This window comes from Roseovarius pacificus, from assembly GCF_900142665.1.
In the GTDB taxonomy this organism is placed as follows: domain Bacteria; phylum Pseudomonadota; class Alphaproteobacteria; order Rhodobacterales; family Rhodobacteraceae; genus Roseovarius; species Roseovarius pacificus.
Map to the genome: position 1 here is coordinate 41,728 of NZ_FRBR01000020.1, position 6,000 is coordinate 47,727.

8 protein-coding genes are annotated in these 6,000 nt (G+C 59.0%); 4 read left to right on the top strand and 4 right to left on the bottom strand.

Annotation, left to right across the window (positions count from 1 at the left end):
* Window positions 1-114 precede the first annotated feature (114 nt).
* Entirely contained in the window at window positions 115-1,131 is a 1,017-nt protein-coding gene (gene repB, locus BUB53_RS20110; protein WP_073037530.1) for a plasmid partitioning protein RepB, read from the bottom strand.
* Complete coding sequence (gene repA / locus BUB53_RS20115) at window positions 1,128-2,315, bottom strand: plasmid partitioning protein RepA (RefSeq protein ID WP_073037531.1); 1,188 nt, start codon at window positions 2,313-2,315, stop codon at window positions 1,128-1,130. The genes repB and repA overlap by 4 nt, the downstream gene beginning before the upstream one ends.
* Before the next feature lie 314 nt (window positions 2,316-2,629).
* Here repA and BUB53_RS20120 point away from each other — a divergent pair, with 314 nt between their 5' ends.
* A complete protein-coding gene (locus BUB53_RS20120) occupies window positions 2,630-2,857 on the top strand; it encodes an AbrB/MazE/SpoVT family DNA-binding domain-containing protein (RefSeq protein ID WP_073037532.1) in 228 nt (75 codons plus the stop codon).
* Entirely contained in the window at window positions 2,847-3,242 is a 396-nt protein-coding gene (locus tag BUB53_RS20125; RefSeq protein WP_073037533.1) for a PIN domain-containing protein, read from the top strand. The genes BUB53_RS20120 and BUB53_RS20125 overlap by 11 nt, the downstream gene beginning before the upstream one ends.
* On the opposite strand, the gene BUB53_RS20130 is transcribed toward BUB53_RS20125, so the two are convergent.
* Complete coding sequence (locus tag BUB53_RS20130; RefSeq protein ID WP_073037534.1) at window positions 3,226-4,122, bottom strand: recombinase family protein; 897 nt, start codon at window positions 4,120-4,122, stop codon at window positions 3,226-3,228. The two genes, BUB53_RS20125 and BUB53_RS20130, sit on opposite strands and share 17 nt — an antisense overlap.
* 121 nt (window positions 4,123-4,243) lie before the next feature.
* On the opposite strand from BUB53_RS20130, the gene BUB53_RS20135 reads away from it, so the two are divergent.
* Window positions 4,244-4,489, top strand: coding sequence for a type II toxin-antitoxin system ParD family antitoxin (locus tag BUB53_RS20135; protein ID WP_073037535.1), 246 nt, complete (start codon window positions 4,244-4,246; stop codon window positions 4,487-4,489).
* A complete protein-coding gene (locus BUB53_RS20140; RefSeq protein ID WP_073037536.1) occupies window positions 4,476-4,784 on the top strand; it encodes a type II toxin-antitoxin system RelE/ParE family toxin in 309 nt (102 codons plus the stop codon). Before BUB53_RS20135 ends, BUB53_RS20140 begins: the two co-directional genes overlap by 14 nt.
* A 3-nt stretch (window positions 4,785-4,787) precedes the next feature.
* Here BUB53_RS20140 and BUB53_RS20145 read toward each other — a convergent pair whose 3' ends face one another.
* Complete coding sequence (locus BUB53_RS20145) at window positions 4,788-5,897, bottom strand: tyrosine-type recombinase/integrase (RefSeq protein WP_175544819.1); 1,110 nt, start codon at window positions 5,895-5,897, stop codon at window positions 4,788-4,790.
* Window positions 5,898-6,000: the final 103 nt, after the last annotated feature.

A 6,000-nucleotide genomic window follows, 5' to 3' on the forward strand; every position in this document is an offset into this window, starting at 1 on the left:
CTCCGGACACTACCTTGAAGGTGCTAGAAACAAGTTAGGGTCTCGTAGAGTAGTCGCTTTGCGGGACCTTTTCTTTTGCCTTTTCGTGCCTCCTTCGTTGGTTTCTGCTCTTCCTCAGTCTTCCGACCGCTGCTTCCAACGCTCGTGAAGTTCTTCAATCATGTCATGTACTTGCGTCTCTAACCAATCGGCGAAATCACCGCCCGCCAACTCGATCGATAGGCCCTTGGACGTGCGTTTGACCGTGCCACCGCGCTTGCCGCCGATCGTCAGCGGGACGCTGGAGGGTGGGGCAGGGGAGGGCGACTTGGCCGATTTAATCGCCTTGGTCACAGCCTTTTCTACGGCAAAGAACGCCTGAATGGACGGGTTTTCGGTAGAGGCAACGTCATCCACCACCATGGAGGTCTCGGCATTTTCACGTGCCTCTTTCGCGATCCCGATAAGGTCCTCGCGGTCCAGACCATTCTCGTCGATGGCCCGACCAAGGGATTCCCATCGGGGTCGGCCAATGCCATGGGCGGCGCCAATGGCGCGTACCAGATCTGGCCCGACCATGTCCGCGATCGCGATCGCCATAGATATGGACGATTTCGTGACGGTGAGAATTTCTGCAACCTGAGATTGATTTCCGAAGCCGGACGACACAAGGTCCTTTGCGAAAAGGGCCTTTTCAATAAAGGACAAATCGCGCCGCCCCATGTTTTCCGAAATCTGTGCACGTAGGGCGCTGTTGTCATCCAGGTTGGTGACTAGCGCGCGAACCTTTGTAACCTTATCGGACTGACGGATCGCCTCTAGTCGGCGTCGCCCATAGACCAGAAGGTAGCGATCATCTTCACCCGGCGCACGACGTACGAGGATCGGAACAGTCTGGCCGTTCGCCTCGATCGCATCGCGCAAATCCAGTACATCCGCCGGATCAAGCCGGTCCGCCATGCGCCCGTCTTCGATGCTCGCCGGGTCCAGTTCCCAAACATGATGGGAATCGACCGCGTCGCGAGCGGACCGAAGGGCGCGGTTCGAGGTCATCATCGGAGTCGCAGCACCTGCCTGCGGGGCAGGGGAGGGGGCCCCAGCCGCCGCAAGACTGTCCAGCATTGACATGCGCTTCTTCTTGCCGCTGGTCATGTGCGCCCCCAAGTTTTCTGGATCAGCTCGGCGATCTCGTCATTCAGTGTATTCAGACTCTCAATCGCTCGATCATAGGTGGAACGCGTGAACGCGCTGCGTTCCACCTCATAAAGCGTCTGCTTGGTCAGGCCCGCATCGGAGATGGCTGTAGACTTCAACATGGGCGAATTCAGCACGGCTTCGCCGTACATTGTCCGCAGGAAAGCCACGATGCGGTTCTGCGGAGCATCCTGCGGCTCGTAGCGGGTCAAAACATACCGCATCCAATCATGAGACATGTCGGCGCCGCTCTCAGCGATCACGTCCATGAGGTCGGCTGTCATGCGAAGGAACTGCGACATTGACATCACATCGAGCATTTCCGGGTGGATCGTCACCAAGACACCCGTGGCCGCGGACAGTGCGGACATGGTCAGAAATCCTAGCTGCGGTGGGCAATCAATGACGACCACGTCGTAGTCCTCATCGACCTGGGCCAACGCCTCCTTGACGCGGAAGAAGAAGAGTCCTGCATTGCCCTGCGCCAGCGCGCGCGGGGTATCGTGCTCGAACTCCATCAGTTCGAGGTTTCCGGGGATCAGGTCCAGATTGGGGATGTAGGTCTTGCGGATGACCGACCGGATCGGCTCCGGGTCCTCATAGCGAATAGCATCGTAGAGAGTGCCGCCATCTTCGAGGTCCAATTCCGGCTGAACGCCGTGCAGCGCGGTGAAGGAAGCTTGTGGGTCAAGATCAATGCCCAGCACACGATATCCGCGCAGGGCAAGTCGTTGGGCGAGATGGGCAGAGGTTGTAGTTTTTCCGGACCCGCCCTTGAAATTCATCACGCCGATGACCTGAAGATGATCACCTTTTCGTCTTCCGGGAACGTAATCACCCGGCTTGCGAGCGGTTTTTTCAAGGAGCACACGCAGCGCTTGGATATCCTGCGCCGAGTAAAGACGACGGTTGCCGGCGGTCAGCTCGGGAGAAGGCCCTTTGCCATCTAGGTTGAGCTTGCGAAGGTAGGAGTCGTTGACGCCGAGCAGCGCCGCAGCCTCACCAGAGGTGAATTTGCGCATGGTCTTCTCGGCATCGGGTGGAAACAAGCTCTCACGTTGCGAATGCAACTGGTTGGCCAGCCATTCCGAATGCTGGCGGATCACCGCGTTGAGATCCTCATGAACAAAGGTTTTTTCCATCTGCCCTCTCGCTTCCGAGACATCGCGTCTTTGGCGTGTTCACGGAAATTGACGTTTTTTGCCTCGTTTCCGTGACTATTGGCGCAAGAGTCGGATTCGCGCAAGGTTTTTCCACATCTAGTGGGCGAGTCCTCACCGAACACAAGGCTGTTAGGCTTCCTAATGCATGGTGTAACGCTCCGCATCTCACGAAAGGGGACAGGGCAGAACTCTTTTCGGAGGTCTCCAACATGGCTTTTGAGCACACCAAAGCTTGCCTTTTGGCAGTTTTGGATATACGTTCTTCGATGTTTATCCATGCCTGAGAGGACGAGATGCAAGTTGCCAAATGGGGAAACTCCCTTGCCGTCCGGCTGCCCGCGGATCTTGTGCGGGAACTAGGCCTCAGGGAAGGCGATCAGATCGACCTGATAAAGGACGATGGGACCATTCTTGTCAGGCGCCACCCTCGCGCCGATGAAGTCCTGCAAGGACTGAGACGGTTTCGCGGAAAACTGCCCAAGGACGCGCGTCTGAGCCGCGACGCCGCGCATGAGCGCTGAATTCGCAGACACAAATGTTGTGCTCTACCTGCTCGACGATGGTGCAAAGGCTGAGAGGGCAGAGGAAATTCTGGGGCAGGGACCCCGGGTCAGCGTCCAGGTCCTGAACGAAGCCTTGGTAAATTGCCGACGGAAAGCTGGGCTCAGTTGGGAAGATACCGGAGCTTTTCTCGAGGGCATCAAGTCCTTGTGCTCTGTCGAGGACCTTACGGTTCAAACCCATCAAGTGGGGCGCGCGCTGGCAGAGAAGTACCAGCTATCGGTCTATGACGCGATGATCGTCTCGGCCGCGCTGATCGCTGGATGCACGACGTTGTGGACTGAGGACATGCACGACGGGTTGCTGATCGAAGATCAGTTGCGCGTCGTCAATCCATTTGCCTGACCAGCAACCCAAGTCGCTGCGCCCGTTCCAACAGCATCCTGACGGAGGACGGTTGCCAGCTTGTACGTCCCCGTGGAGTCCGCTCACGCATGGATTCCAACCGGTCGCAGATCGCCTGTAGCGTGATATCCGGGTCCGAACCTTTGATGGCCGCCACGATAGCCGGCAGGCGATCATCGGTTTCGCGGCGTCCGGCGCGGCCGAGCACCTCGGCAGGCAGGAAACCGTCTCTTACATAGGCCTTCACAGCGCGGAGCAGTCGGCTTTGTGTCCAATGGCGATCTGGGGGCAGGGGGCCATTGATAATCCTCAGGACGTCTTCCCATGCCATATCGGGGCGCAAGCGGCGCACGTGGGGCACCCAATCCTGCGCGGTCTCGCTCAAGCGCTCCATGTAGCCGTCCTGTCGCGCAAGCCGCACCTTGCGCAGCGCGGCGGGGTCTTTGGTGCGAAGCCCGGGGTTGCCGCCTACGCGCCCTTTGGCGCGCGCCGAGGCAAGCCCGGCCTTGGTGCGCTCGCGGATTAGGGCGCGTTCGAACTCAGCCGCAGCGCCCAGAACCTGCAACGTGAACTTGCCCTGGGGCGAGGCAGTGTCGATCGGGTCCTGGAGCGAGCGGAAGAACGCCCCCTTGCCCTCCAGTCTTTCGATCACCTCAAGTAGGTGCGACAAAGACCGCGCAAGGCGGTCGATCCGCACGACGACCAGCGTGTCGCCGCGCTGGACACGTTCGAGCACACGTGCAAGCACCGGTCGCGCGCGAGTGCCGCCTGAGGCGTGCTCTTCAAAGATCTCGGCACAGCCCGCCGATTGCAGCGCCTCGGACTGGGGCAGGGGGGTCTGATCCTCTGTGGATACGCGCGCATAGCCTATCAGGGGCATGAAAACGGGCCGTTTGCAATTTAAGGTATCGCTACTAAACGACCGTTTGGTTCCGTTTTGTATGAGCCGTTCTTGCACTTTGGCAAACTTTGTCATACATGCTACTAATAAGGAGATCACCATGGGCACCATGAATATTTCGTTGCCGGACCAAATGAAAAACTGGGTCGAAGAACAGGCAAAAACCGGACGATATGCGAATTCCAGCGACTACGTTCGCGATCTGATCCGGCGCGACCGTGCCCGTCGCGAGGCCATTGCTGAAATTCAGGCTGCTGTCGACGCAGGCCTCTCCGGTGGTCCCGCGACCTCGCTTGATCGCAGCACGTTCAAGTCTCGGATGCACGCCAAATATGCCGGAGAATAACGGTTGGGTCATTCGACCCGCGGCTGAAACCGACTTGTCCGACATCTGGCACTACGGCGCAGACACCTGGGGCATCGAACAGGCAGATCGCTATGCTGATGGCCTGTTTTCGTTATTCGACCTGCTTTCCGACTTTCCAGAAATGGCCCGGGAACGCGACGAGTTCTCACCCCCGGTTCGCATTCATCCCAGTGGCGTGCACCTGGTGATCTACCGAGCGGAGGGGCAGGGGATCGAGATCATTCGCATATTGCATGCTCACCAGAACCTCACGGCCTATCTGCTTGACGACTGATCGTCACAATCCCGCGGCTTTGGTTAGGTTCACCCTGAACCTGTCTCGACGGCGCTGGTAGCGACGGGTCATCTCGGCAGATGCGTGACCTAGCTGCTTCTGGACGTAGCGCTCATCAACTTCCGCTGAACTGGCGAGGCCGGCGCGCAACGAGTGACCGGAGAACAGCGCTAGGCGGTCCTTCTCGGGCAGGTCGGATCGGATGCCGGCATCCAGGACCGTGCGTTTGATCAGGCGGGCCACATGTTTGTCGGAAAGGCGGGCTTCGAGCGCTTTCTTGCCGTCGCGGGAGGTGCGCACGAACACCGGCCCGAAGTCGATCTTCGCGAAATGCAGCCATTGTTCAAGCGCATGGACCGGGCAGGTTTGCTCGGATGACCCGCGCCCAATCTCGACCTCGCGCCAGCCGGTTTTGGCATTCAATGTCAGTATCACACCATTCTCGAGGATTTCGATCCAACCACCACTGTTGGGCGTGTTATCCTTGCCGACATCCAGGCTGACGATCTCGGAGCGTCTGAGGCCGCCAGCGTAGCCAATCAAAAGGATCGCCCGATCTCGCAGCCCGCGCAGGTCATAGGGCAGGGTGGCCACCATCGCCAGGATGTCCTCGGCCAGAATGGCTTCTTTCTGCGCCGGCGGTCGCGCGTGTTTTCGCTTGATCCCCGCCAGCACCGTGGCGATGTGCCGGTTCTTGCGATCGAGGGTGAATCCCCGCTGCGCGTAGTTCCAGGCGAGACCCGAGAGGCGGCGGTCTATGGTGCTGACCGAAAGGGTAGAGGAGGGGCCTGACCCGGACGCAAGATCCGCGAGGTACAGGCCGATCATCTCCGGCGACGGCGGCAGCGGCTCAGCGCCCTTCATCCGGCACCATCGCGCAAAATGCGTCCAGTCCTTGGCATAGGCTTTCAGCGTGTTCTCCGAGGCCGCGGCACGGGCGTAGTCGCGAGCGGTTTCGACCAACCGGTCGAGCGCGCCGGATCCGGCCACAGACGAAGGGAGGCTCAAGGCCTCTCCGTCCTGGCGATCTCTCTCGTTGTCATCGTTGGAAGAAGACACGTTTGCCGCTTCTGAGCTCGATTTCTCGATGTTTTCTGCCATGCCGCTGAGCATATCGTTTTATGTCCGATAAGGCAAACTTATTGGACATAGCTGTGAATTGCAAAGTGCGGCGGTTTGTGCGGAAATATCTGGTAAAAAGCGCCGTGGCGGGGTA